At 40.0% G+C, this 23,495-nt stretch carries 33 protein-coding genes and 3 pseudogenes; 28 read left to right on the top strand and 8 right to left on the bottom strand.

Features of this window, described 5'->3' with window-relative positions; translation table 11 throughout:
• Window positions 1-130 precede the first annotated feature (130 nt).
• Window positions 131-916 carry a hypothetical protein gene (locus ArsFIN_RS21970; protein ID WP_135678679.1) on the bottom strand — a complete coding sequence of 262 codons (786 nt, stop codon included), beginning with the start codon at window positions 914-916 and terminating at the stop codon, window positions 131-133.
• A 117-nt stretch (window positions 917-1,033) separates the two neighbouring features.
• Window positions 1,034-1,234, bottom strand: a complete 201-nt coding sequence (locus ArsFIN_RS21965; protein ID WP_135678677.1) for a hypothetical protein — start codon at window positions 1,232-1,234, stop codon at window positions 1,034-1,036.
• A 725-nt stretch (window positions 1,235-1,959) separates the two neighbouring features.
• On the opposite strand from ArsFIN_RS21965, the pseudogene ArsFIN_RS21960 reads away from it, so the two are divergent.
• Window positions 1,960-2,917, top strand: a pseudogene (locus tag ArsFIN_RS21960) (plasmid segregation protein ParM).
• Window positions 2,918-2,924: 7 nt separating this feature from the next.
• Entirely contained in the window at window positions 2,925-3,284 is a 360-nt protein-coding gene (locus ArsFIN_RS21955; protein ID WP_135678511.1) for a plasmid partitioning/stability family protein, read from the top strand.
• Between the two features lie 215 nt (window positions 3,285-3,499).
• Here the strand turns inward: ArsFIN_RS21955 and ArsFIN_RS21950 are convergent, their stop codons facing one another.
• Together ArsFIN_RS21950 and ArsFIN_RS21945 are read right to left on the bottom strand one after the other, a co-directional pair.
• Window positions 3,500-3,772, bottom strand: coding sequence for a hypothetical protein (locus ArsFIN_RS21950; protein WP_135678513.1), 273 nt, complete (start codon window positions 3,770-3,772; stop codon window positions 3,500-3,502).
• A gap of 3 nt (window positions 3,773-3,775) precedes the next feature.
• Window positions 3,776-4,048, bottom strand: a complete 273-nt coding sequence (locus ArsFIN_RS21945) for an HU family DNA-binding protein (RefSeq protein ID WP_135678515.1) — start codon at window positions 4,046-4,048, stop codon at window positions 3,776-3,778.
• 949 nt (window positions 4,049-4,997) lie between these two features.
• Here ArsFIN_RS21945 and ArsFIN_RS21940 point away from each other — a divergent pair.
• From ArsFIN_RS21940 to ArsFIN_RS21890, 14 genes are all read left to right on the top strand, one after another.
• Window positions 4,998-5,195: a hypothetical protein gene (locus tag ArsFIN_RS21940; protein ID WP_135678675.1), complete on the top strand. Its 198-nt coding sequence runs from the start codon at window positions 4,998-5,000 to the stop codon at window positions 5,193-5,195.
• A gap of 16 nt (window positions 5,196-5,211) precedes the next feature.
• Window positions 5,212-5,931 carry a replication initiation protein gene (locus tag ArsFIN_RS21935; RefSeq protein ID WP_167876756.1) on the top strand — a complete coding sequence of 240 codons (720 nt, stop codon included), beginning with the start codon at window positions 5,212-5,214 and terminating at the stop codon, window positions 5,929-5,931.
• Between the two features lie 775 nt (window positions 5,932-6,706).
• Window positions 6,707-7,111, top strand: a complete 405-nt coding sequence (locus tag ArsFIN_RS21930) for a replication/maintenance protein RepL (RefSeq protein WP_167876740.1) — start codon at window positions 6,707-6,709, stop codon at window positions 7,109-7,111.
• A gap of 376 nt (window positions 7,112-7,487) precedes the next feature.
• Window positions 7,488-7,898, top strand: coding sequence for a replication/maintenance protein RepL (locus tag ArsFIN_RS21925; RefSeq protein ID WP_026824089.1), 411 nt, complete (start codon window positions 7,488-7,490; stop codon window positions 7,896-7,898).
• Window positions 7,899-7,976: 78 nt separating this feature from the next.
• The gene (locus ArsFIN_RS28430; protein ID WP_276489435.1) at window positions 7,977-8,111 is read left to right on the top strand and encodes a hypothetical protein; all 135 of its coding nucleotides are present in this window, start codon (window positions 7,977-7,979) and stop codon (window positions 8,109-8,111) included.
• 586 nt (window positions 8,112-8,697) lie between these two features.
• Window positions 8,698-9,117, top strand: a complete 420-nt coding sequence (locus ArsFIN_RS21920; RefSeq protein WP_135678523.1) for a replication/maintenance protein RepL — start codon at window positions 8,698-8,700, stop codon at window positions 9,115-9,117.
• 74 nt (window positions 9,118-9,191) lie between these two features.
• Entirely contained in the window at window positions 9,192-9,332 is a 141-nt protein-coding gene (locus ArsFIN_RS26720; RefSeq protein WP_167876742.1) for a hypothetical protein, read from the top strand.
• On the top strand, window positions 9,329-9,727 hold the full coding sequence (locus ArsFIN_RS21915) for a hypothetical protein (RefSeq protein ID WP_135678525.1): 399 nt from the start codon (window positions 9,329-9,331) through the stop codon (window positions 9,725-9,727). The genes ArsFIN_RS26720 and ArsFIN_RS21915 overlap by 4 nt, the downstream gene beginning before the upstream one ends.
• 340 nt (window positions 9,728-10,067) lie before the next feature.
• On the top strand, window positions 10,068-10,472 hold the full coding sequence (locus ArsFIN_RS21910; RefSeq protein ID WP_026824196.1) for a replication/maintenance protein RepL: 405 nt from the start codon (window positions 10,068-10,070) through the stop codon (window positions 10,470-10,472).
• Window positions 10,473-10,547: 75 nt separating this feature from the next.
• Window positions 10,548-10,688 (top strand): hypothetical protein, encoded by a 141-nt coding sequence (locus ArsFIN_RS26715; RefSeq protein ID WP_167876743.1) that lies wholly within the window; start codon window positions 10,548-10,550, stop codon window positions 10,686-10,688.
• The gene (locus ArsFIN_RS21905) at window positions 10,685-11,239 is read left to right on the top strand and encodes a helix-turn-helix transcriptional regulator (RefSeq protein WP_135678529.1); all 555 of its coding nucleotides are present in this window, start codon (window positions 10,685-10,687) and stop codon (window positions 11,237-11,239) included. The genes ArsFIN_RS26715 and ArsFIN_RS21905 overlap by 4 nt, the downstream gene beginning before the upstream one ends.
• A gap of 68 nt (window positions 11,240-11,307) precedes the next feature.
• Window positions 11,308-11,667 (top strand): hypothetical protein, encoded by a 360-nt coding sequence (locus tag ArsFIN_RS21900; protein WP_135678531.1) that lies wholly within the window; start codon window positions 11,308-11,310, stop codon window positions 11,665-11,667.
• A complete protein-coding gene (locus ArsFIN_RS21895) occupies window positions 11,667-13,265 on the top strand; it encodes a PD-(D/E)XK nuclease-like domain-containing protein (protein WP_135678533.1) in 1,599 nt (532 codons plus the stop codon). The genes ArsFIN_RS21900 and ArsFIN_RS21895 overlap by 1 nt, the downstream gene beginning before the upstream one ends.
• The gene (locus ArsFIN_RS21890; RefSeq protein ID WP_135678535.1) at window positions 13,262-13,516 is read left to right on the top strand and encodes a recombinase RecT; all 255 of its coding nucleotides are present in this window, start codon (window positions 13,262-13,264) and stop codon (window positions 13,514-13,516) included. Before ArsFIN_RS21895 ends, ArsFIN_RS21890 begins: the two co-directional genes overlap by 4 nt.
• A 155-nt stretch (window positions 13,517-13,671) precedes the next feature.
• On the opposite strand, the pseudogene ArsFIN_RS21885 reads toward ArsFIN_RS21890, so the two are convergent.
• Both ArsFIN_RS21885 and ArsFIN_RS21880 read right to left on the bottom strand, forming a co-directional pair.
• Window positions 13,672-14,874 (bottom strand): annotated as a pseudogene (locus ArsFIN_RS21885) (IS91 family transposase).
• Between the two features lie 9 nt (window positions 14,875-14,883).
• Window positions 14,884-15,342 (bottom strand): hypothetical protein, encoded by a 459-nt coding sequence (locus tag ArsFIN_RS21880; RefSeq protein ID WP_135678317.1) that lies wholly within the window; start codon window positions 15,340-15,342, stop codon window positions 14,884-14,886.
• Between the two features lie 58 nt (window positions 15,343-15,400).
• Here ArsFIN_RS21880 and ArsFIN_RS21875 point away from each other — a divergent pair, with 58 nt between their 5' ends.
• Genes ArsFIN_RS21875 through ArsFIN_RS21860 form a run of 4 tightly spaced genes read left to right on the top strand, consistent with a single transcriptional unit; the run spans window position 15,401 to window position 16,905 of the window.
• Entirely contained in the window at window positions 15,401-15,892 is a 492-nt protein-coding gene (locus ArsFIN_RS21875; RefSeq protein WP_338023364.1) for a recombinase RecT, read from the top strand.
• 1 nt (window position 15,893) lies between these two features.
• On the top strand, window positions 15,894-16,352 hold the full coding sequence (locus ArsFIN_RS21870; RefSeq protein WP_026824131.1) for a hypothetical protein: 459 nt from the start codon (window positions 15,894-15,896) through the stop codon (window positions 16,350-16,352).
• A 60-nt stretch (window positions 16,353-16,412) separates the two neighbouring features.
• Window positions 16,413-16,655, top strand: a complete 243-nt coding sequence (relB, locus tag ArsFIN_RS21865; protein WP_026824132.1) for a type II toxin-antitoxin system RelB family antitoxin — start codon at window positions 16,413-16,415, stop codon at window positions 16,653-16,655.
• Window positions 16,642-16,905 carry a type II toxin-antitoxin system RelE family toxin gene (locus tag ArsFIN_RS21860; protein ID WP_211229687.1) on the top strand — a complete coding sequence of 88 codons (264 nt, stop codon included), beginning with the start codon at window positions 16,642-16,644 and terminating at the stop codon, window positions 16,903-16,905. Before relB ends, ArsFIN_RS21860 begins: the two co-directional genes overlap by 14 nt.
• 244 nt (window positions 16,906-17,149) lie before the next feature.
• Here ArsFIN_RS21860 and ArsFIN_RS21855 read toward each other — a convergent pair.
• Window positions 17,150-18,268: pseudogene (locus tag ArsFIN_RS21855) on the bottom strand (IS91 family transposase); the annotation flags it as partial.
• Between the two features lie 86 nt (window positions 18,269-18,354).
• On the opposite strand from ArsFIN_RS21855, the gene ArsFIN_RS27855 reads away from it, so the two are divergent.
• The 6 genes from ArsFIN_RS27855 (at window position 18,355) to ArsFIN_RS28425 (ending at window position 20,881) form a co-directional block, all read left to right on the top strand.
• Window positions 18,355-18,912: a hypothetical protein gene (locus ArsFIN_RS27855; RefSeq protein ID WP_246067535.1), complete on the top strand. Its 558-nt coding sequence runs from the start codon at window positions 18,355-18,357 to the stop codon at window positions 18,910-18,912.
• Window positions 18,867-19,481, top strand: coding sequence for a major capsid family protein (locus ArsFIN_RS21845; RefSeq protein ID WP_246067521.1), 615 nt, complete (start codon window positions 18,867-18,869; stop codon window positions 19,479-19,481). Before ArsFIN_RS27855 ends, ArsFIN_RS21845 begins: the two co-directional genes overlap by 46 nt.
• 105 nt (window positions 19,482-19,586) lie before the next feature.
• Window positions 19,587-19,865: a hypothetical protein gene (locus tag ArsFIN_RS21840; RefSeq protein WP_167876744.1), complete on the top strand. Its 279-nt coding sequence runs from the start codon at window positions 19,587-19,589 to the stop codon at window positions 19,863-19,865.
• A gap of 37 nt (window positions 19,866-19,902) precedes the next feature.
• Window positions 19,903-20,289: a DUF4054 domain-containing protein gene (locus ArsFIN_RS21835; RefSeq protein WP_135678541.1), complete on the top strand. Its 387-nt coding sequence runs from the start codon at window positions 19,903-19,905 to the stop codon at window positions 20,287-20,289.
• A gap of 76 nt (window positions 20,290-20,365) precedes the next feature.
• Window positions 20,366-20,515, top strand: coding sequence for a hypothetical protein (locus ArsFIN_RS26710; RefSeq protein ID WP_167876755.1), 150 nt, complete (start codon window positions 20,366-20,368; stop codon window positions 20,513-20,515).
• Window positions 20,516-20,752: 237 nt separating this feature from the next.
• Window positions 20,753-20,881, top strand: a complete 129-nt coding sequence (locus tag ArsFIN_RS28425) for a hypothetical protein (RefSeq protein ID WP_276489430.1) — start codon at window positions 20,753-20,755, stop codon at window positions 20,879-20,881.
• A gap of 218 nt (window positions 20,882-21,099) precedes the next feature.
• Here ArsFIN_RS28425 and ArsFIN_RS21830 read toward each other — a convergent pair whose 3' ends face one another.
• Window positions 21,100-21,369: a CCDC90 family protein gene (locus ArsFIN_RS21830; RefSeq protein WP_135678545.1), complete on the bottom strand. Its 270-nt coding sequence runs from the start codon at window positions 21,367-21,369 to the stop codon at window positions 21,100-21,102.
• 67 nt (window positions 21,370-21,436) lie between these two features.
• On the opposite strand from ArsFIN_RS21830, the gene ArsFIN_RS21825 reads away from it, so the two are divergent.
• Both ArsFIN_RS21825 and ArsFIN_RS21820 read left to right on the top strand, forming a co-directional pair.
• Window positions 21,437-21,973, top strand: a complete 537-nt coding sequence (locus ArsFIN_RS21825) for a phage neck terminator protein (protein WP_135678669.1) — start codon at window positions 21,437-21,439, stop codon at window positions 21,971-21,973.
• Window positions 21,963-23,492, top strand: a complete 1,530-nt coding sequence (locus ArsFIN_RS21820; RefSeq protein WP_135678667.1) for a DUF3383 family protein — start codon at window positions 21,963-21,965, stop codon at window positions 23,490-23,492. The genes ArsFIN_RS21825 and ArsFIN_RS21820 overlap by 11 nt, the downstream gene beginning before the upstream one ends.
• Window positions 23,493-23,495 lie beyond the last annotated feature (3 nt).

Here is a 23,495-nt window from a genome sequence, read left to right as displayed (position 1 = left end):
AATTTACATTTTTTCCGAAAAAATGGCTCAGAATGGATTACAGAGCGTTTTAGAGGGGGTCTGAGCGATAATTTGAGATTGAATTTTCAATTTCAGCTAAAAATCCAAATGCCAATGTTTTTTCTGCCAATCAAAAATCATCGGTGATGAAAACATCCGTTTTGGCGATCTCTTTAAATCCAAATCGGGATTTCTGCGTTTGGGTCTCTTTGGGTTCAAAAAGTCCTTGCCAGCCATTGGCGATACTGGTGTTGATGATGTCTTCTGGCGAATAACCCCTATCACGGCACTTTGCCAACAGCTTGATAGTCTGGTTAACCGTCATTTTGGATTTGACTGGTTTGTTAATTTCCTTGCGGTACTGCAACCAAGAATGCCAAGTTGATCTTGATAACCAGTTTGGAAGTTCTAGCGAATTTGGGTCAAAAACCTTCGATTTTTTCGTAAGGGAGATTATAGAGGGATCTATTGTAGTAATCTTTGTAGTAATCTCTTGATCTAACGAACTCGATAATGTCGATTCCCCGAACTCGACAATGTCTACTTCGGGAGCTCCACTTTCTCCATCTCGCGAAAATCCCTTTTTTGAATTGGCGAAATTATCCAGAATCTCGTTTAATTTTTCTTCGTCAATCCGGTAATAAGTTTTGTGTTCAAGACGCTTTTCAGTCACGATTAACACACCGATTGAAACTAATTTTTTTATTGCTGTTCGTTGTTCGTCATGTGTCAATCCGGTTTCTTCTTCGAGATCAGCTCGAGTTTTGTAAACCCCTAATTCAGAATTCGCTTTGTCCTGCCAGTAAAATATTTGGGAAAAAAGAATTGCTGAGGTTAATCCGCCAAGCGGTTTGGCTAAATTTGGATAATATGCATGAGGATTACCTATCAGTCGTAATGTAGCGGCACTTTTCACTCAATCACTCCAATTATTAAAATTGTGCAAACAAGTTCATAAAAATATGAAATAACGTGTGATTTCCCTGATGTGGTTGAAAAATGACAAAGAAAGGCTTTAATTCCAAAGAGCGCATCAATATGCGCTTTCTGTTCGATGATTTTTTGTTTTTGCTGTTTTTTGCGGTGATTCATAAACAGATTGGCGTAAACTACTATCTGTCGTTTGAAAATCCCGTAACTGCTGACGTGGATTTTCGTGTCGCCAAAAGGCTTTTTTGAGTTTTTGGTTAAATACCTGTTGTTCCGCTTTTTTCTCTCGAAAACTCAATTGCACGAAGTATTTTCCTTCTTTTGACGTTATCTCTCTTTTGAAGAAAGATGATTTTTTGGGGCATACCTCTCTCCTGAACGCTATATTTTGATTTCTGAATTTCAGACGATAACAACCCTCGTCAAAACGAAGATTTTAAATACGATTTCCACAAATCGATTGAATGTGGATAACGGTGTTATTGAATAAAAAACACAACACAGAATGCCAAAAATCACATTATGTGCTCTGCGAACCACAGAGAGGTAAACCCCAAATTGTGAAAGAGCAAAAGCCGTACAAAAAACAGCTAAAAATTGATTTCTAAATTGTAAACAGAAATTTCACCATGTCAATAATTCGATCTATTTCAATAACTTACGTGAAATTTGAGATTAAAATAAAGTGATCAAAATCAACGACTTACGTGAGCAAAAAAATTTCACTTTTTTAAATTTCAAATTTGCAATCGGAAATAAATTCCTAAAATCTCTTCTACCTCTAGACGCCGGATATTGGATATCTGGCGTTTTTTTACTATCAAATAGAACATCTCAATATTTTCTCTGTAATATCTCTCATTTATCTCACCTAACCGGAATAAACTCATTTTATCTCTTAAAGTTACCAATTAATAACTTATATTGAGACTTATTTTGAGAATAAGTGGCATTTTAAAAACCTTAAAATGATTATGTTATTCTCATATTTTAAATTTAATTATCTCTTATTTTTCTCAATGGTGACTCGTGAAAATATATATCGATGATGGCTCAACAAATATCAAATTATCATGGAGTGAGGAAGGAATTCAGAAACACTTCATTAGCCCAAATAGCTTTAAGCGTGATTGGTCAGTTTCTTTTGGTGACAGCAATAGTTCAAAATTATACCATCAATGGCGAAATGTACTCTTTCGATGCGATAAGTCCTATTGCTGTTACGACAACCAATGTGGGATATCAGTATAGCGATGTGAATGTAATTGCAGTGCATCACGCCTTACTCCAGTCAAAATTACCCCCTCAAGATGTGGAAATCGTCGTCTCTTTGCCGATTGCTGAATATTTCGATACCAAAAATCAGCCGAATTTTGCGAACATACAGAGGAAAAAAGACAATTTTAAAAAATTGGTTGAAGTTAAAGGTGGACAAACTTTTAACATCATAAATGTTGAAGTCATGCCGGAATCCATCCCTGCTGGATTTTCCATAGCAAAAGCGCTTGATGACCTCGACTCGCTTTTGATTGTGGATTTAGGGGGTACAACGCTGGATATAGCGCAAGTGATGGGAAAAATGAGTGGTGTGTCGAAGATATACGGAAACTCTCATCTAGGTGTCTCAATGATGACGCAATCTGTCAAAGAAGCGCTTAGTTTGGCAAAAACCAACGGCAGCAACTACTTGGCGGATGATATTATCATCAACAGTCACGATATGAATTACTTAAAACGCCGTATCAACGATGCAAGCCAAATAAATCAGGTTCTTGCTTCACTCAAGGAATCAAAACATCGACTGATTAATCGTGTACTGGACGCCGTTAATACATTCAGTGGGTATACCCATGTGATGGTGATAGGTGGAGGTGCAGAAATTATTGCTGATGCAATTAAATCCCACTGTGTAACGAGGGAAGACAGATTTTTTAAAAGCGAAAACCCTCAGTTTGATTTGGTCAATGGCATGTTTTCTATAGGGTGATACAGAAATGGACACACGTAGAAAAATTCAATTTTATATCAATCCTGATAGACACGGTGCTGACAAGTACACAGCCGAAGTATTGGAGAATATGCCGCAAGGTGAAAGAGGGAAATTCATGCGCGCGGCGTTTTTATCCGGTGTGGCACTTTTCAAACAAGAGCCTAGATTAATTTATATGCTGAGTGAACTTTTGACAGACAAAACCACACTGGAAGAAATCACGAAAGTGATGGAAACCGTGTTAAAAAACAAAATGTCTAATTTTCATGATGAGCATGTTGAATTGGAGTCATTGAATTCAATCGACGATTTAAGGGTATTTGAAACCCGAAAAAACGCCAAAAATATTTTTGGTAATTTGTGACGATTTGAAATTTTCAGATTAAGCGCCACACTAAACGAGTAGTTAGATTTTTAGCTCAAACATGATTACATCTTTTGCCAACCGTCGGGGTTGGCTTTTTTCTCTGAAATCAAAAATCAAAATTCACCAAACGCATTGTGAGTGACGATAAATTTAAAGCTGTGCGAATTTACGTTTTTTTCGAGAAAACGGCTCATAATGGATTACAGGAGCTTTTAGAGGGTATTCTGACTCTTCTTTCTGTCTTCCTTTAGCACTTCGATGAAGACTTGCTCGAATTCGTCATTTTTGGGGAGGTCCTGTTTGAGGATATACTTGTTGACGAAGAATTCTGGTTCAATACCGAGTCGTCTTGATGCTTCAAATCCGCGTTTGACCCAATCTAGGGGCAAAATGTGTTCGTGGGCTAATTCCTCAGCCCAATGCCAGTCAAACTGTTTAATTTCGTCTTCACGTAGAATGCGAATTGACTTTGCGTCATAGGTCATGAATTACTTAACCGCCTCTTTGAGTCTTTGACCCGCTTTAAAACTCGGTACGTTTGAAGCAGCAATTTTAAGAGTCTCGCCCGTTTTTGGATTGCGTCCATCTCTGGCTGCTCGGGGCTTCACCTGAAAGCTGCCAAAGCCAATAAGCTGTACATCATTTCCCGCTTTCAAAGCCTCTGTCACCGTTTCGATGAAAGCATTAACCGCCTTCTCTGAGTCCTTCTTGCTTAAGCCTGATTTCTCTGCAACTTTGCTGATGAGTTCTGTTTTGTTCATGGTGTGCCTGAATTAGTGGATACGTTAATCCAAGAGATGCTAGTTGTATAGCCTGTATAGTGCAATATCTTGATTAAATTATCTGACAAAAATATATAGATAATACTAACTTGATCAATTTTGCATAATAAAAATCTATAAAGGCGATTGTCTATCTTGCCCGTGATAACATTCAATTTCTCCCCATGGTCGTTTACAACAGCGATCCCCATCAACTGTCCAACAGGCGTCAAGATTTCCTGGTATTTGGTGTGTTTTTTGGGCAGATACAGAATAAGTTAAACATAAACAAATAGCCCCAATAGTTAATTTAGTAACCATGTGTAAACTCCCTTAAAAAATATTACTAATAATAGTAGTAATCGAGATTGAATATTGAAAATTTTTTTGATTAAAATTCCTACGCTCGCCACAGTCTGTGACCGAGCGAAGCGAGTGAGCAGACGAGGAAGCGGAATATCACAATTGCAAAAGAGAAATACGGTCACTCAGTAGTAACATACTTCTCGGTTTAGATGGGAAAAGTTATCCACAGGTGGATTACGGTAAATAAAGGTATTTTATTTATAAGGTAAAAGAAAGGTAAAGACCAAGATTAAGTTATTGATTTTACTTTATATAATAGATGTTATGCGGTTATGTTTTTTACTATAGGCGGATTCGTTTTAATTAGATATTCTTTTTATGCGGTTATGTTTTTTACTATAGGCGGATTCGTTTTAAATACTATTAACAAGCATGAATTTACATTTATTCATGGTGTATTTGTTTAAAATGCAAGCAAAATTTGATGTAAATTTGCTCATCTTTGTTATTTATACAATTATAATCATCTGTTTTGTTAAGAATATATTATTTGATATTTTTTTGGCGGATTTTATTTGACTATATGCGGATTTTATTATAATTAAATCCACATATGAACAATATTCTTAAAGTTACTGCCATCATGGGAACAAAAGTTAAAAAGTCACACCACTTTATAGCTTCGAGGATGAGCCTCTCACCTAGAGAACAAGATTTATTAAGTTTGATTTTTGTTGGCTTAAAACGTGAGGCAGATAAAATTAAATTCGGTAATGAAGACGCTAATGCTATGTCAAAAAGATTTAAATTTTCGACTGGTGAATTAATTGAATTTGTTTAATTTATCTAGACAGGCATTGTACATAACTTTAGATGAAGCAACTAAGCATCTTATTTCACGGTTTGTTGAAATCAAAAATACACAAATGGAATATTTTGAGCGTATATCCTTTTGTAGTTATGCAGAATTTAGGAATGGCGTGCTTACTCTTGATGTTGGAGATGAAGCAATTAAGTATATGCTTGATTATAGCAAAGGTTTTGCAGAGGTTGACTTAAAACTTTTACTTTCATTAAGAGGTGGGTATGAAAAAAGAATCCTTGAACTTGTTAGTAGATTTAAAATTAATGGTTATACAACGACGCTTGGTGAATTTTGTAAGATGGTTGGGTCTGACTATAGAAAATTTAATAAATTCAATGACTTCAAAAAGACAGTTATTCAACGTCCAATTCTTAATATTGTAAAAAAATCAGATGGTATATGGGAATTCGATTCAGACTTACCTTCAGGTTTCTCTATACAAAGAATAGGAAGAAAGTATACCGATACTGATAAAATAATCATAAAGCTAAAATATAAAGTATCAGATAAAAAAGAAACTAACAATATAAACAAAGAAGAACAAGATAGTAAGTTAGTTGAATTTATTGATTATTTAGCCTCTAAGATAGATAAAGGTGAGGCTTCTAAAGCAGAGGCGTTAGCATTTATTTCAATAATGAAGGAAGGGGATAATAATTATACTAATTCCTTTATGATGAAAGCCAAAAAGATAGCAAAAATAGAAGTATAACACTTTACGCCAGTGCTCTAACACTGACGTAAAGCTAACCCTAAACCTAACTGTGATAGGAGTAAGGCTATGAAAAAGTCTACCTTCCGCGTGCTTGTCTGTGAAGCACCGAATCAAATAATCGAGTTATTTGCTCGAACCTCACGCAATTTAACCCTTCGTCAACGCGCCCGAATTCTGAATAGAGTCGGAGGTGCGGCATGAACTCCGATTTAAAATTATTCAGAAGATTAACCAAGCGTGAAAATGAGGTGCTTCATTGGGTAAGTATGGGCAAAACCTATTGAGAAATCTCTGTAATTTTCGAGTGACCGTGCTTTCTGTAACTTCCGGTTATCTTCCGCTTCCTCGCCCGTTCGCTCGCGTTGCTCGGTCACTTGGCTGTGGCGAGCGGGGGCGGTTAAATTTTAAAAAGATTTTTTGGTTTTTTTTAACGCAGGAGACGTTGAGACGGAGCGCAGCTTGCGAGCACCGAACAGCGTCGACGAGGAAGCTGAAGTTAGTTTGTTGCTAATGAGTTGTATGTAGCTCTCTCCAAAACTTCAAGATTAAGAGAGGAGAACTAGATGTTAAGTTTTTGATTTTAAATAATTTTAATTTTTTATATGTTTAACAAGCTACTGAACATATATGTTCAGTATTATCGAACATGTGTTTATAAATAGATGTTCGTTTTTTCATAAAAGGTGTTTGACATTAATAACAACTGTGTTTATAGTTTTACATAAACAGATGTTTAAAATTGTGAACCTATATGTTTATAGATAATGTGGATATGCGGAAAAATAAAGACCTTTTTATTCAATTTTCCGAAAAAAATATTGGTGCTGTTAGAGAGATATTTAAGAAAAATACCGTTTCGGGTGATATTTTTTTATTCTTAACCGAATTTATGAATAAAAATAATGCGGTAGTTTGCTCACATCGTGTTCTTGAAGAAGTTACGGGTAAAAAAAGAACAACTGTAAGTTTAGCTATTAAGTGTTTAAAAGATAACGGATTTATAACCATTCTAAAAATGGGTACAAGTAATGTCTATGTTCTAAATCCTCATGTGGTATGGAGGGCATGGAGAACAAATAAAGCGTATTGCAAATTTGAGGGACCCATTTTACTTTCAAAAAGTGAAAATGAAAAAATTACAAAAGAAATGCTCAGATCAATAAATATTGATGAGTAATCGCTGATAGCAAGAGTTTTCGCCTCTTACTACCAGCTAACCCTAAACCTACCGATGATAGGAGTAAGGCTAATGAAAAAGTCTACCTTCCGCGTGCTCGTCTGTGAAGCACCGAATCAAATTGTTAAATTATCACATTCCATGAGAACGGTGAAGGGTTATCTGAAATAAGATTATTTTTTATATTTATTAATGTATTGCATTAGTTTTAGGTAAATTTTTGTATTCATTTTGATAATAAGAAATGTTTATATTGGAATTTTGTTATCAAATTTGATAACATAATGTTTTGATATCATTTTTTGGAACATATAATTGATTTATGTGATAACAAATGTTAGAGTTAACCGAACAAACGTTATCATGAGTATTAAACATGAATGTTAAGGAATTGAATTTGGAAGAATGGCATTTAGTGCACAAGACAACAGGTGAGTGTATGAGTATAGACATCCTTAAAACTCAGGATGGTGGTTCCTTTAACAAAGTCTTCCTTAATGAATTAGCTTTAATGATTGGTTGTACAGGTAACGGAAGTGAGAAAGTTTTGGGATGGATTTTAAAAAATAAGAATAATCAAAATGAAATACATGGAACTCAAAGAGAGATAGCTAAAGAAGAGTCCGTTGGCGTTGCTACAGTTGCTAGAGTTTTTAAAGCATTAAAAGATAATGGTTACTTAAAACAGAAAAGATCAGGAACCTACCTTTTAAACCCTAGCGTAATTCATTATGGAGGAGTAGGAAATCGTTTAACTATATTACGAATTTGGAATAACTTAATTTAAAAATAGTCGGTACTTGCTGAGATCGTAACTCCCAACAAGCACCTAATCCAACAACCTAACTATCCTAGGAGTCGGACTATGCAAAATAGTACCTTCCGTGTGCGCGTAATTGAAGCGCAAAATCAAATAATCGAGTTATTTGCTCGTGAATCCCGCAATTTAACCTTTCGTCAGCGTACCCGAATTCTGAATAGAGTCGGAGGTGCGGCATGAACTCCGATTTAAAATTATTCAGAAGATTAACCAAGCGTGAAAACGAGGTGCTTCATTGGGTAAGTGTGGGCAAAACCTATTGAGAAATCTCTGTAATTTTCGAGTGACCGTGCTTTCTGTAACTTCCGGTTATCTTCCGCTTCCTCGCCCGTTCGCTCGCGTTGCTCGGTCACTTGGCTGCGGCGAGCGGTGGGCGTTAAATTTTGAAAAGATTTTTTGATTTTTTTTTAAAAGAAAATCGGTTTTTCCTTAACTCAGTCCGCTCACCGCAGGAGACGTTGAGGCGGAGCGCAGCTTGCGAGCACCGAACAGCGGCTACGAGGAAGCGGAAGTTAGTTTGCTACTAATGAGTAGTTTGGGTGTTCCTATATCATAGATATAGAGTGAAATTTAAGTGGATGTTATTTAAGACTTTGATTTTATTTTATTTTTTATGATTTTTGTGTATAAGGATTTTTTTACAGACGTATAAAAATCCTTTATTTTTTGTATAAAAAATTTTTGTACAAAATAGTAAATTTAAATATTAACCAAAATACTAATATTTGCTAATTTGTATAAATTATAATTAAACAGAAAGTAAAATATGAAAACAACCAAGCGCAAATCAAAAATTATCGGTAAAAAGACATATCTTGACCAATCCACCGGTGAATTAGTCGATATGAATGTTGTTCATATGGAGGATACCGATTTCAACTTTGAAAAAATATGGCTTGGGCATATTTTACAAGCATTAGATTGTATGGGAAGTAAAAAAATAAAAGTAGTGACGTGGTTATTGGATAATAAGAACTTTGAAAATACGATAATTGCCACACAAAGAGATATATCTATTAAATGTCAGGTTTCTCTCCCCATAGTTACTGAAACTCTAAAAATATTACAAAAAGGGGATATTTTGAAGATGAAACAAAATGGAGTTTATATGCTAAATCCTAATGTTATTTTTAAAGGAGATAAGAATAAACGGCTAAATATATTACTCATGTACAACAGATTATAATTTTAGCGGTACTTGTAGTGGCTGTCACCACAACAAGCACCTGATCCAAACCCTAAATAGACTAGGAGTGGACTATGCGAAATAGTACGCATATTGCACGCATAATGAAAGCGTGTGACATATCAATCGAGCAGCTTTTGAGCTTTGCTCTCACATCAAAACACCTTACCAATCGTCAGCGTGATTATCTTCGTAGTATCGGAGGTGCAGTATGAAATCTGAAATGATTAAATTCTTTTTGAGTAGCGGTGTTCCCTGTGGGTTTGTTGATAGTGAAGGTGAATTTCAAATGAATCTCACAATGTCAGATTTGCTTCACTCAATGATTTTCTCTGCCGAATTGAAAACGTTGATAGAGAAAGTTCACGCTGAAAAATTGCCGTTTTCTTTGATGTGCAATTTGCCCGCTAATTTCAAGAAAGCACCCACCATTTGGCAATTTCATTTTCTACCGCTTTTTGGTCACTTCTTCTGTCAATTTCGAGTGACCGTGATTTCTGTAACTTCCGGTTATCTTCCGCTTCCTCGCCCGTTCGCTCGCGTTGCTCGGTCACTTGGCTGTGGCGAGCGGTGGGCGTTAATTCTTGAAAAGATTTTTTGGTTTTTTTAAAAGAAAATCGTGTTTTTCCGTAACTCAGTCTGCTCACCGCAAGAGACGTTGAAGCGGAGATTAGTAGGTTGCTATTGAGTCGTCTGAAACTATTTATGGAAAGATTTAAGATAAGAATGGTGGGTTTAGTGTTTTCAAGGCTTAAAGCTAATATTAATACCGCTAGGCGGTATTTAAAATCATTGTGTTGAGTATCTATATTACCGTTGAGAAGTATTTTAGTTACCGTTAGGCAGTATTTTAAAGATTTAAAAGTATCTTAGATACTTAAAAAAAAGTATTTATATATTGCTATTTTATTACTATGATACTTATAAATCGGTATTTAATGGAGAGTTTAATGGCTTCAACGTATATAGATCATATAACTGGAGAGATTTTAACAGAACCTGAATTTGTTAAGGTTTATATACGTGATCTCTGTCGTGTTAAAGGGATAAACGCCACTCAGTATAAAATTTTTAACTTTATGTTATTAAATATGAACTATGAAAACGTTGTTGCTTACGGTTCAAAAACTAAAGCTGCTTTTTTGAAAGCAAACAATCTTAAGTTACAAACTTTCAATAATAATATTAATTTTTTGATTTCTGCTGGTTTAATAGAACGAATTAGCAGAGGTGAATTTAGAGTAAATAAAAAATATGCTGTGAAAGTTGATTGGACAAGAGTTCAGTCGATTGAGTGGACATCAGTTTACAGCAGAAATGGTATATTAGATAAAGTAAAAATTAACCAAGAATAATTTTCGCGCTGACTGAACGGGAGGCAACCCGAACAGCCAGCTAATCCAAAACCTAGCTAAAGTAGGAATCAGACTATGCGAAATAGTACGCATATTGCACGCATAATGAAAGCGTGCGGCATATCAATCGAGCAGCATTTGAGCTTTGCTCTCACATCAAAACACCTTACCAATCGTCAGCGTGATTATCTTCGTAGTATCGGAGGTGCAGTATGAAATCTGAAATGATTAAATTCTTTTTGAGTAGCGGTGTTCCCTGTGGGTTTGTTGATAGTGAAGGCGAATTTCAAATGAATCTCACAATGTCAGATTTGCTTCACTCAATGATTTTCTCTGCCGAATTGAAAACGTTGATAGAGAAAGTTCACGCTGAAAAATTGCCGTTTTCTTTGATGTGCAATTTGCCCGCTAATTTCAAGAAATCGCCCACTGTTTGGCACTTTCATTTTTTACCGCTTTTTTGTAGTGAAAATGGCTACCTAGGCACTTTCTTTCACGCTCACGAATTCCTGTTTTTGTCGCCGATGGAGTATGTCGATGGCATGCAGCCTTATGCGGTCACTACAGAAAAACCTAACAAGCTGTTCACTGATAGAGAGAGGGATGTTCTGTTTTTAGCGTTTCAGCGATTAAGTCTTAAGGAAATTGCGAGACGGCTAGATATCGGAACGAGAACGGTAGGGCATCATTTAAATATTATTTATGAGAAAGCTGACGTGCATTCAGCTTGTCAGCTAAGGGCATTTTGCAAATCGAAAGGCTTTTAGCGCTATATTCCGGTGAATTTGCTTCCTCGTTCGTGTGGTAAAGCCGTTCAGTCTGTTGGAGGTGTAGCATGAAATATACCTACACCCTCAACGGATTTCGTCGAACTAGTCAGGGACGCCCTGATGTGCGTTTCACCTGTTGTCATTGTGGCAAACTTTCCTTAAATCTCGTGAGTTTTTTCTGGCGTGCAAGACTGGATAACCGCCCCTGTGTTTTTCCTGAAGAAGCGTGTATCGAGTTTGTTGAAAAAATTAACCGTAAACAATTCAAGGCGCTTTTTTACCATCCTTCGATGATGAAAGCGTGTTCGAGTGCTTGCTGCCACTGCTCTGATAACCAGCGAGAACAGTCATTACCCAAAGCCAGAGGCAGCATTTTGCGGAGATTGGAACAACAGGCGAATAACCGCATTGAGGGGGCGAAATAATGAAATACTTCAAAGCAACCATTATCACAACCGTTGACCACAAGAACGGCAAAACAACATCGCATATCTATCTTGCATCTGAGACGAAAATTGCCGCCAAGAAATTGGCTTCTCAACATATCTTTGAAACTGACGGCGCAAATTGCTGTTTTTACAAATCGCCGCGATTGGAAGAAATCAGCGTTGAGGAATGCCTCGCTAATACGGAAAAGCAGACGGATATTACCGAAGAGCAGGAAATAGACCAGTTTTGCGCTTTGCTGACGATATTTGGGATTCAGGAAGAGTACGACGAAGGGGAAATTCGAGATGCAGATGAATTGCTCGCCAATCCAGCGGAAGAGCCAGAGCTTTTTGAGCAATATACCGAACTGCGTGAATTGTTGTCTGTGAAAATACAGGAAGCAGACAAGATTATTTCCCTTAATGAAGTTAAAGAAATAGCGATTAATCTTGTAGATGGCGTACAAAAAGAGAGGTTATTCACACAATCAACAGAGTTATCCACTGAATCTGTAGTTATACCTGTGGAAAACTTGGGAGAAGTCGAAAAAAGCGTGACGAATGTCGCACTTGATGAGTTGGTTAATAATTATACAGAAGAAAAAGAGTTAATTAACTCGGTCATCAAAAATATCGAAGACAACTCCATTTTCTCTGCTTTCCCACCCGTTAACGGAAAAATCATGAGCGGCGAGGGTATCGAGCTTGAGATGTTAAACGGCTGTGTTGATGCGTTAAAACCCACAGAAAGTCTGATTGTTCGCCACCTCGCAAATAGCACCTATCATGCGGCAAACGGCTATTCCAGTACGCAAATACGAGAGATTCAGAAAGCAAAAACAATAGCTGTCGTAGATTCAAACAAGGACGCTCCCTACAAAGAGACTAAAAACGGTGCGTTTTTGATTGGTACGGCTGTACATGCCGCTATTCTTGAGCCGGAGCGCTTCCGTGAACAGTACCTTTGTGCGCCAGATGTTGATTTGCGAACCAAAGATGGCAAACAAACCTTGGCGGATTTTGAGGCGCAATCCGTGGCCAAAAATCAAATCGTGCTCAAAAAAGACGACTTTGAGCAAGTTGAAATGATGCGAGATTCTGCACTGGCTTACCCAATGGTTGACGAGCTACTAGAAAACGGCGAACCAGAGGTTTCAATTTTCTATCGTACGGAAAAGGGAACACTCTTGAAAATCCGCCCTGATTTTTTCGGCATATATTCCGACAAACCCTCCTTGTTGGATGTGAAAACAACAGAAGATGTTTTTGATTTTGGTAATTCCGTTAACAAGTATAGCTATCACATACAGGCGGAATTTTACCGTCTGGTTGCCTATTGGGTTTTTGGTCAAGCGATGACTTTCACTTTCTGCGCGATTGGAAAAAAAACAGTTTGCGGGCGTTTTCCGGTGATACTTTGTGAGCCAGACGACGAAGATAGCGAACAGGGCGTATACGAAGTCAACCGTGTGATTGATATGCTAGAAAGCGTCATTGAAACTTATCCGATAGTTAAAATATCCCGTCCTTTCTGGTCAAAACAGGCGGATAGAAAACGCAGAGAAGCGTTGATGTTGGAAGGAGGTGTGGCATGAATACCGAACTGGAAACCATGACCAACGTTTATACCAATCTGCAATCTGTCATCATGCAACAGGGAATCGCCGCCCTGTTACCCGCTCAGGTCACGCCTGAGCAGTTTACCCGAACCGCAGCGACTGCACTGATAGAGAACGCGGAGTTGCAAAAAGCCGATAAACAATCACTTGTACTGGCTTTAACTCGCTGCTCCAAAGACGGACTGATGCCGGACGGCAGAGAGGCAGTGCTAGTTGTTCATGGTTAGGAAATTGAATCGCTTTTAAAGTGAGTAGCAAAAGCCATCCCTTATTGCAAAAAGGAGATGGGGATCGATTTATTGTGTTTAGTGCCAGTTAACATTTCCTCAGAGAGTGTAATTTCTAACCTGATTTCCTTATTTTAGACACATTGATCCTGCGTTTAGCTGCGTAACCATCGCTTTTTCTCCAGGTTATGCAGTCTTTCTGACAACAATTCCGTTGCTTTTTTACCCATTTGCGCCCCGGTGAAAAGCAGCCTGTCGCCACACAGAATACATTTGTACGGATCGGTACGCAGAAATCCTTTCATCAGCACAGAAAAAACCTGGGTTCTCCGGTTTTTTACGTGCCGTCATCTCAAGTGCCTTATACACTTTCGGCAATAGTTTTCCTCGTTTACGATTCGACAAAAAACCAGAGTAACGCACCATTTTAAAATGCCTGGCCGGAATATGGCTTATATAGCGTCTAATCATCTCTTCCTGCGGCAGAGTCTGCTGCCGATGCTGGCCAGTTCGGTGGTCATGGTAGTGATGAACAACGGCACCCCTCGGTAATGCCGCAGTTTTGACGCAGATACCGGTGGGCGTTTAAGGTAGCGACCGAGGTACTTAACACTATGCCATGCCCCTTTCGTTTTTTTAGCAAAGTGCACTTTCCAATAACGTCCGTACTGCGCCCTCAAGTAACGCCGCCAATGTTTTTTGTCACGGATATGGCCAAGACCGGGAAGAAGGCCAGGGTTAATTAAATCATAACTGTGACGCAGTAGTCGGATAACAGCCCCTCGCCAGATTTCTTCGACATCCTTTTTTTTGAAAAACAGCTTTCGCCATACACTATGTTTACTATCCAAACCCCCTCGAGTGACGGAAACATGAACATGCGGATGTTGATTGAGTTGCCGGCCATAAGTATGCAAGGCACAGAAAATACCAATTTCGATACCCTGTTTGCGAGCCAACTGCAGCATAGCTCGAGTGGCTGCCCGAAACAGAGCATTAAGTAGCGGCCAGTTATTGTTAAAAAAAGGCCAAAGGAGATGTGGCATGGTGAAAGTAATGTGTTGCCAGTCGCAGTCGGGTAAAATATGAACCTGCTGTGCTAACCACTGCTCGGTGGCTTTAAAGCCACATGAACTGCAGGCTTTTGACTTACAGCTTTGGCAGAAAAAACGGCTGTGAGAACAATCAGACGAAGCGCAACAATAGCGCCGGACACCCATGGCACAAGTGCCGCAGGCAAGCATGCGCTCCACAGATAAACTCGTCCACGAACTAACGCTATCGCCGTATTTTTCGAGGAATTTATTCCAACCGTCATCAATGGTGAAAAGTAGTTTAGCAGGACGAGGGATATACATCTGACTCAATTACCTTATGGGCATCTTGCCAAAGAAACAGAAATTGTCAGATTCGTCAGCCCAGTTATCGGTGTGTTTATCCCAGGGTTCAAAGGAAACAGGGATTATTCCCAGCTCCGTATAGGTGATGAATTCATCGGCAGGCAGACTTTCAGTTATTCCCCCCTCAGTGTAGTCGTATCCAGCGTCATCGGCTTGGTCTTGGCGTTGTTCAAAACTCCTGATAATCGTGACTAGCGGCGGGTAATACTGCGTGTCGAGAAAAAATTGGGGGCCGAGTCGGACGCAGTGGCGTATGGCTTCTTTTAGGGTGTCATAAAAAAATTCAGGCGGTCTGTCATCATCATTTTCGGGTGGGAGAGAGATCATAAAACGTTTCAGATAAACAGGCGTTGTGGCACGTGAAGTGACGGGCAGCCTGCCTGATTTAACCGGTTTACGCTTTCTGGGAGATTTATTGCGAGCCATCGAGATGAATCCCTGAAAAAAATTAACCTACTGCAGAGTATAAAACAGTACTCAACTCATTAACATCCCCGAAGCAGCACCGCTGCGCCGCTCACGCGTAGCGTGCTACGTTCGCAAACAAAAAGCCGTCTATATGCCGATGGTGGACGGTGTTATCAAACGTGCCCGTCAATCCGGTCAGGTAGCTAATATCATTGCAAAAGTGGTTTATGCTCAAGACGAGTTTGAATATGTGATTGACGAAAATGGCGAGCATTTAACGCATCGTCCGTCGTTTGTTGACGGTGATGAGATAGTGAAAGTCTATGCCTTCGCCAAACTTAATAGTGGTGAACTCGTTGTCGAAGTGATGAGTCGTGCTGACGTGGAAAAAATACGGGATACGGTACAAAGCGCAAAATACGACTCAAGTCCGTGGGTGAAGTGGTTTGATAGAATGGCACTCAAGACAGTGATTCATCGCCTCGCTAGACGGCTTCCTTGCGCTTCTGAGCTATTTTTGATGCTTGAGGTATACGAAGGATGTAAATTCAACAGAAAAACCGCTTAGAATGGCTCCTGCTTCGTTTAAACGGCTATCACTGAGGGATGTTCTGCGCGAACGAAACGAAAAACAGCGTCAAAAAGCAGAAACGGTGATAGAAGCACCAACAGAAACACAACCAGCAACCCATCCAAAACTGGAAGCCGCATTAATTGCCCTCGACGATGCCACCGACGAAAAAAACCTTGCTGAAATCGTTGAGTATTGTACAGTATTGTCCGCCGAGTTGTCTGAGGACGAAAAAATACAACTCAGAGAGAAAATTAAAGTTAGCAAAAAGCGGTTAATTCCAGCCAAAAAAGATAGCGAAGTGTGGATCGCAAGGCTGGCCAACGGCACAGGCGACGCTTGGCGATTTCCAGACGGTGAAATCGTCCACGGATTTTTTGAGGCCGAGAGGAAAGCTAAAGAGATGGGCGTGGTACTTGAAAAGAGAAAACAATACCGATTTAGTCCCAGTCATTGACTTAAATGTTATCACTAACCTATAATGTATTTGCAATGCACTTGCATTATAGGTGAGTAAATGGAAAATTTAACCATTAGAATATCCAAACAAGATAAAGAATTGCTGAAAGATTTTGCAGATTTTAACGGTATTTCTGTTTCAAATCTGTTAAGACAGTCAGCGCTTGAACGTATTGAAAATGAAATTGATATCAAGCTTTATCAGCGCGCAAATAAAATTATGAAAGAAATGACTGATGATGATGTTATTAATCATGATGAGCTAATCTCTGATTTAGGTCTTGATGATGTACACAGTTAAATATCATAAAAATATTGTAAAAACTTTAAAAGGAATCAGTAAATCAGACCAATTATTTATTTTATCTTGGATAAATAAAAACCTAATTAACACCAAAAACCCAAGAATTTATGGAAAATCTTTAAATGGAGAAAAAAAAGGTTTATGGCGTTATCGGGTCGGGAATTATCGAATTGTGGTAAATATTCAAGATAAAGAATTAATTATTCTAATAATAGATATTGGTCACAGAAAAGATATTTATCGTTGAGATTGCAAAACAAACGCTAATGACAGGGATGGATACGCAATCGGTGATGAAATTTACGGGTTTAACTGATTCTGAAATGAGCAACTTGATGGTTAGGAATCTCAATCAATACAGTAAGGCATTAATGGAGGTGTTTTGAACTCAATATTTCTATTAAATTCTGACAGTTTTCTCGTTGATTAACCATGAGAACAGTAATTCGGTTAAATTATCATCTAAAAGCCTAATAATAGGCACACTGCTCCTAGGCTGCGGTTTGTAACCATCGTTTTTTGACCATTTTATCCCGCCTTTCTGACAGTAAAGTGACGGCGTGTATTCCTTTTTCCGCACTCATAAACCGCAATCGGTTTCCACATAAAATACATTGGTACGGGTCAGTATTTAAAAAACCTTTGATAAGGGCCCCAAACCCAGGTTTTTCAGGCACATTAGGAGATATCATGTCTAACGCCTCATACACCTTCGGTAATAAGCACCCGCGTTTGCGATTGGCTAAAAAACCGTAATAACGGATCATCTTAAAATGTCGCGCAGGGATATGACTGACATAACGCCGTATCATTTCTTCTTGGGATAAGGTCTGTCGTCTGTATTGTTGGCTGTGGTGGTCATAGTAATGATGAACCACGGTGCCGCCGCTGTAGTGTTTCAATTGAGAAGCGGAGATAGGGGGACGTTTAAGATAACGGCCCAGATATTTCACATTATGCCAGGCCCCGCGTGTCTTTTTGGCAAAATGTACTTTCCAATAACGTTGAAACTGGGCATTAAGGTAACGGCACCAGGTCTGATAATTGCGAATGTGCCCGAAGCCAGGCAATTTATTGGGTTGTAACTGAAAATAGTTATCCCTAAGGAGTCGAATGACCGCACTGCGCCAGACCTTTTCAACGTCTTTCTTTTTAAAGAAAATCGGTTTCCAGGTGTCATATTGAGTGAGTCCCCCACGCGTGACGGATAAATGAATATGCGGATGTTGATTGAGTTGGCGACCGTAAGTATGCAGCGCACAAAAAATGCCAATTTCGAGGCCTTGGCGCTTGGCGTGTTTGAGTATGGCGCGGGTTGCACAGCGAAAGAGTTGGTTGAGCAAGTACCAGTTATTGTTAAAAAAAGGCCAAAGTAGGTGAGGCATAGTGAGGGTAATATGTTGCCATTCGCAATCCGGCAAAATATGGCGCTGCTGGGCAATCCACTGTTCGGTGCCTTTGAGGCCACACGCACTGCAGGCTTTGGATTTACAGGTTTGACAAAAGAAGCGTGAATGAGAGCATTCAGGTGAAGAACAGCAATAACGGCGAACGCCCATAGCGCAGGTGCTGCAGGCGAGCATCTTTTCGACAGAGAGTAGTTGCCATTGTCACCGATCATGCAAAACTGATCCACTAACGATCATCTAAAACTGATCCACTTGGTATTATTCGCACATTTTTGTACGGATAATTTATGTTAACCAAGGAGATATTTGTGGATATTCATGTTCGCTTTGCACAAGGACAAAGCCTTCGAAAAATTGCCAGTGAGTTGGGTATATCCCGTAACACCGTAAAACATCATTTACAACAACAGACAATGCCAACTTATGCTAAAAGAAGTCAACAACCGACTAAATTATCCCCCTTTAAACCTTATTTGCTTCAGCGAATTGAACTGGCTAAACCTGATTGGATCCCTGCAACAGTCTTATTTGATAAGGTAGTTGAAAACGGCTATCAAGGTGGTATTGCTCAATTACGCCGATTTGTTTGTCAATTTAAACCAAGCATTGTTCCCGAAGTAGTCGTCCGTTTTGAAACACAGCCAGGTCAACAAATGCAAATCGACTTCACCAGCATCCGGCGAGGTAAAAAATCGCTGAAAGCGTTTGTTGCAACGCTAGGCTATTCGCGTGCGAGTTATGTAAAGTTCAAAAAATCAACAAAATCAATATTAATCTGCAAAGCAAAAAACAGGATGATTTGTACGCCAATGCCCTGTCAACGCTGCAATATGCAGGTTACCTAGGACATCAACATGTGAAAGGACAAGAAGGTTTGTTAACAGGCGGTAAAATACAGGTGATGCAAGAAGCATCGGGTAAATCGCTGAAAGATATGACCGCCAATGAGTTTATCAAACTGGTACTGGATGCTTACAACCAAGCGTGGGCAAATTCAGGTTATCGGGTGCAACCAACGCATATTGCGATGGATGCCGCAGATTTCATGCTGGCGATGCAGAAGTTTGATAGCCAAAGCCCCATTGTTGGGACTGATTTACTGCCTGTTTCTGCGATGGACAGGATCATGGCTGCGTTGAGGAAGGCATCGGGTAATGACAGCTTTACGATTACCTTTGTGAAAGTTCCGGCAGGATATGCCAGAGAAATAACCAAAGGCAAAACCCGCTTGGCAATTTACACCTACGACGAAGAGTATGTGGAGATGAAAGTGCATATGCCAGAGTTGTTAGCCGTTCGCCAGCGTGATTTACTGACTTACGAGTGTGGCTATCGTTCCGCCTTTGGTGGGGCAATGTGGAAACAGCCACTATCTGCCGTTTATGCCGATTACAAAACCGCCCCAAAGTCATAGACGGCGGCTTCCCAATCGGAACAACCTTGCCGTCTGATAATTACTTTCCGCAATCACCATCATGAGGGCAAGCCCCTCATTTTTATTTGAATCCTGGAGTCAATGATGAGCTACACAAAAACAAATTGGGAAAATTCACCGTCAACCAAAACCCCATTGAATGCGGAGAATCTCAACAATATTGAAGCGGGGGTATCTGCCCTTCACGAAGCACTGGACGCCGGAACACTTAAGGGTGAAAAGGGAGATAAGGGCGAAAAAGGCACGAAAGGTGATGCAGGGGTTGGCATTAAAAAAATCACCGCTGCCAAACAAGGGAATGTCGTGACGTTGACGATTGAGTTAACGGACGGCACAAAACAAACCCCTTCGTTTGAAGTATAATGTAGCGGATTTTATCCGCTTTTTTTTGGGGGGCTTCATGCAAGAAATGATAAAGAAATTCCGTGATCGTTTTGGCGAACAAACCTTTACCGCCGATGACAACAAATTGTTGCTCTATTTAACCGATGCAGAAAACCGGATGGACAAGAAAGTGTGGGGAGCGATGTATGAGCAAGGCTTGCTGTACCTTACCGCGCATCTGCTTTTTTTGGCGGGCTTCCATGAAAATAGTCCAACCAAGGATTCTCATTCAGCCGATCCGAATGCACTGTTTGGTAGTGAAGGTGTGGGCGATGTCAGTTTCAGCGCCAATTTTTCAGGAACCGAGAATGATTGGTTTAAAACCTCCGCATTTGGTGAGCAATATTTGGTGCTGGAAAGTCGCATAAACAATTACGCCTTGGCAATCGGGATGAACTGGTGATGCTGAAATCAAAATTGCTTGAAAAGCCAAAAAACAATTTGAGGAACTTAACAAACTGAAAGTGGAAGTGGGCGTATTGGAAAATACCAGACCGTACAAAGATTCCGATATTAGCGTGGTGGAAGTGGCAACGATCCACGAATTTGGCACGGAGAAAATCCCGCCTCGCTCATTTTTGCGCGTACCGATTCGTGATCACCAAAAGCAATTATTGAAAAGGTGGTAAAAGAAAAATACCGCTTATTTATTTCAGGTGAAATTAGCGCAAAACATTTCTGGCTTATATCGGTGAATTATCTGTTGGGTGGTCAATTGAGGCATTTGATACGCAGGGTTTTGGGGCGTGGCCTTTGCATGCTGAAAGCACCAAAGCGCAGTTGAAAAAGAAAGGTGTCATTGAAGCAAGGCTATTGCAAGACACGGGCGCATTGAAAAAATCGATAACTTATCAGGTGGTGAAAAAATGAGACTACCCAATATGGCAAGAACCCTCCGCCGATTTTCGCAACCGTTAACTTTCATCACAGAAGTGATTACTACGAAAGATTTTAAGCCGGACTTTGCGGTGACACGAAATCGATTGAAGGCGTAATCAGCAGTTTGCCGGATGAAGCCATTAACAAAGATAGTCTCGATTGGTCATTGAGTATTTCACGGTGCATGTGCAACCGAAGTATGCCGATTTGCTCGGTGTTTACTTGGAGTACAAAGGAAAAATATTCAAATCGATTAACCGCAAAGACTATAGCGACTATGGCTATGTACGCTATGTCTTTGAGGAAGTGAAAGATAGTGAGATGGTAGGAAGGCTCACCCAATGAAAATATATTTCAACGCAGCAATGACGACAGCAATACCAACAGCGAGAATAAGTTTTTTAATCCAATCTAAATCTGTTTTAATGCTTGCCATATCTGACTTAATGCTTTCTGTAGCTACACTTAGATCTTCCTTCGTAACCGTACCTACATTTTGAAATTCAGCAATAACCTCTACGATTTTCTCAGCTTGTTTTTCATCAATTCCTGATTCTTGTAAGGCTTTTATCGCTTTATGGGTGTTCATCGTTATTGTTGCCATCTTTACCTCCAAATTTGGCTTTAGGAATTGCGCTATTTCCTTAATCTTAACGCATTAAGAGGGCGGAATGTCAAATAACACCAATTTACACCACAAAAACTACCAGACACCGATCCAACGACTGGCAATAGTGATTCGAGATACGCTAGAGGTTGCTGAAAACACCATATTTATCGGACGTGAAAATCTGGCGAATCAAGATTTTAATGCGCCTGTTATCAGTATTGAGCAATCTGGCAACAGTGAAGTCAAAGGCTTTAGCGAAACATACCGCCGAAACGTTGAAGTGATGGAATACAGCCAGCACGAGAAAATCCTTTTTGACGTGAATGTTTGGGGCAAGCAAGCCTTGCAACGGGCGCAAATTCTCTTGCGGTTACTTAGAACGCAAAAAGGCTTTGAGCAACAGTGGAAACACACCATTAGCTTATCTGCGCCAACGGGTGTGCGTGATTTGCACTTTGCGACAGGTAGCCAGTATCGAGAGCGCGTGATGTTTTCGATTAACGCCTCTGTCGCGGATTATATCAACGTCTCAACACCCTCAATCAATCATCTTACTTTCCAACTTTCCAACGAAAAAGGTTCACAGTATGAACAATAATCTTGGCATCGATATTGAAAATGTTGTCAATGTGCAGCTACTCAAAGAGCAGCGAGGCGCCAATTACGACAACATCAACCACGTCATCATGATGACATCTGAAACGGGCACGATTTTTGACGGTAAAACGATTTATGCCACCTACAAAAATATCGCCGGCGTGAAAGCCGATTTTGGCATTACCTCGAAAACCTATCAGATGGCAACTGCCTTTTTTGGCACATCCCCCAATCCGATAGGCTCAGGTGGTAGTCTGATTATCGGACATTGGCGCAAAACTGATTTAACGCTGCCCGCGGTGGAATTTGATACGCTGACAGGCTCAGAGATTGACAGCAACGCGTTACTTAAAACGCTGCGTCAAATTGACGACGGCAGTATGAAAATTGGCGAATTGACACTTGAAAACCTGAATTTTGGTGACGCGGTCACGTTCTCTGATGTGATTAATGTTCTCAATGGCTCATTGCCAGCCGGTTATCCGTCTGCTGAAAATCAACCCAACGACAGCAATGTGCCTACCAACGGAAAATCCACCTTTGCATACCTTGACAAGCGTTTGGTGGTGTCAGGAAAAGGATTAGCCAACGCCAGCGAGGGGGGAACAGGTACGTTCATTGGGAATCTGCTAGGGCTGGGTGACAGTGCCGTGTTAACCAAAGCGACACCGCCTCAAACTTTGACCGCCCAATCACCGGATGAGGCAATTACCGATGTGGTAGCCGCGTCTTCGGGTTGTGGGTATTGTTTTATTGATGAGCTGACCAATGACCAAATTTTAAAGCTGGCAAGCTACAGTCAAGCCAACAAGATATTGGGCTATCAAGTCGTTTCACATCCTGACAATCTCACGACAAAAGGCTTGGCATGGCAAGTGAGCAAGAAAGGACAAGAATATTTTCGGCTGCTTTTTTCAAGGCGCAATCAAAAAGCCTTGGCGGTTTCCTATATGGCAAGGGTGCATGTGGTCGATTTCAGCGCTGAAAATAGTGCCATGACGATTCACTTAAAGGAGCTTGCGTGTGAGCCAGAAAGCTATAGCCAAACCGAGGTAGACAGTGCGTCATCCGTGGGTATCGATATTTACACGCTGATTAAAGACCGTCCGGTAGTGATGTGCTCAAATGCCAATGAATTTGTCGATAATGTCTACAACCTGAAAGCGTATGTCAATCAAGTACAGGTTGATACCTTTAATTTAATGAAAGCGACTGCTACCAAAATACCGCAAACGGAAAAAGGGGTGGATTTGCTGGTTGATTGCATCAATCAGGTGGCAGCGCGATTTGTGAGAGCCAGCGTATTTGCTGCCGGAAAATGGACATCACCGGATACCTTCGGCGATGAAGAGCAATTTAAGCGGTCAATTGAGAGTAAAGGGTATTTCACCTATGCCAATCTGTTAGCCGAACAATCACAGGTTGACCGCATAAACCGCAAATCGCCCACTATTCAACAGGCGGTGAAAAATGCGGGGGCATTTCATCGGGCAGACATCATCATTAATTTCAATTACTAGGGG

This window comes from Arsenophonus nasoniae (genome assembly GCF_004768525.1).
GTDB lineage: Bacteria > Pseudomonadota > Gammaproteobacteria > Enterobacterales > Enterobacteriaceae > Arsenophonus > Arsenophonus nasoniae.
The sequence above is the reverse complement of the archived record's forward strand: the minus strand, read 5'-3'. Positions and strand labels throughout refer to the sequence as shown.